The organism is Microbacterium sp. DT81.1, assembly GCF_049844955.1.
Lineage (GTDB): Bacteria > Actinomycetota > Actinomycetes > Actinomycetales > Microbacteriaceae > Microbacterium.
Genome location: NZ_JBNCMA010000023.1, coordinates 1 through 1,535, shown reverse-complemented (window position 1 = coordinate 1,535; position 1,535 = coordinate 1). Strand labels below are relative to the sequence as shown.

Annotated in this window: 2 protein-coding genes; both read left to right on the top strand. The window is 66.3% G+C overall.

All coding sequences use genetic code 11. The features are described from left to right. Nucleotides 1-76 precede the first annotated feature (76 nt). Entirely contained in the window at nt 77-394 is a 318-nt protein-coding gene (locus ACLQ2Q_RS22170) for a hypothetical protein (protein WP_425824061.1), read from the top strand. Between the two features lie 14 nt (nt 395-408). Continuing rightward, nucleotides 409-1,535 (top strand): M14 family metallopeptidase (locus tag ACLQ2Q_RS22165; RefSeq protein ID WP_425824063.1); only part of this gene is annotated, 1,127 nt, incomplete at its 3' end.

Below are 1,535 nucleotides of genomic sequence, written 5' to 3'. Positions count from 1 at the left end.
CGCCTGGGCCAACACCCCCGGCGTCCACCCCATCACCGGCGACTACCGGTAAAACACCCCTACAAGCGAGCGATCCATGCCTGACGAGCCGATAATCCATCTCGAAGTCCGCGCGGCCACGCTGGCCGAGCTGAAGAGCTATACCGACGAGATTCAGGCCGATCTCGGCTGCCGCGCGACGGCCGTCCGCAGGGACGGCGACTATGTGGTGGACGCGTACCTGCCAGAGGCCAAGATCGACGCGGCGCGCAACGTGCGTGCAGCACAGAACGTGGCCATTCGGGTGGTCGAGAACGCCACCGAGGTCGGGCGCCAACGGCAGCAGGAGGTCGGCGATGGCAACCGCTTCGCCGCGAGGGGCGAGATTCCTCGCGGTCTCGGCCGGAAGGAGTAACCGACGTGGCTTACATGAATGTGGATGAGGTGGAGTCGGCGCTGGAGAATCTCGCGGCCGCATATCCGTCGCTGGCCACGCTTATCGAACTGCCGCACGCCACCCATGAGGGCCGTCGCAGCCGTGTGCTCAAGGTGGGGACGGCGGATCCGCTCGCGGAGGGGATCCTTCTGCTCGGCGGCATGCACGCGCGTGAGTGGGTGCCGCCGGATGCGCTGGTCTCGCTGGCCGCAGATCTGCTCGAGGCCTACGACTCCGGAACGGGACTCGCATACGGTGGTGCCAACTTCACCTCGGCCGACGTCCGACGTGTCATGGAGACGGTGCACGTCTACTTCTATGCCTGTGTGAATCCGGATGGGCGACGGTTCAGCCAGAACAGCGACCCGATGTGGAGGAAGAACCGACGTCCGCATCCGTCCGGGGGCGCGTGCGTAGGTGTCGACCTCAACCGCAATTTCGATTTCCTCTGGGATCACCTGACCAAGTTCGCTCCCGACTCGGGTGTGAGCGCCTCGGACGACCCGTGCAATGCGAACGTCTACCGTGGCCCGTCGCCGGCTTCGGAACCGGAGACCCGCAACGTGATGTGGATGCTCGACACGGCTCCACACATCCGCTGGCACATCGATGTGCACAGCGCTGTGCCGGTGATCCTGCACAACTGGGGAAGCGATCAGAATCAGACGGCGCAGCCGGCCGAGAACTTCCTGAATGCCGCCTTCGACGGCGTGCGCGGGCGCCGGGATGACGGGGTGTACGGGGAGTTCATCCCCTCCGCCGACCTGGGCGCCGTCACCGCCATGAGCGCTCGGATGAACGACGCCGTGCGGGCCGTGCGGGGCGACGATTACGGATTCGAGCAGGCATACAGTCTGTATCCGACGTCGGGTGCGAGCGACGACTACGCGTACAGCCGTTCCTTCGCCGATGCGGCGCGGCCGACTGTCTACGGCTTCACGATCGAGTGCGGCCACAGCTTCCAACCCACCTGGGCAGAGGCCGAGGAGGTCATCCGCGAGGTGTCGGCAGGGATGATCGCGTTCGGTCTCGCGGTCGCGGAGCGGGGCGCGGGTCCGGCGGAGGTGGTGTATGGGGGTAAGGACATTGCGTTGGTGCGGCAGACTCCGGGGTGGGCGTC

Bases quoted from the DNA above. Each gene is read 5' to 3' on its own strand.
- ACLQ2Q_RS22170 (WP_425824061.1), top strand. From the start codon at position 77: ATGCCTGACGAGCCGATAATCCATCTCGAAGTCCGCGCGGCCACGCTG.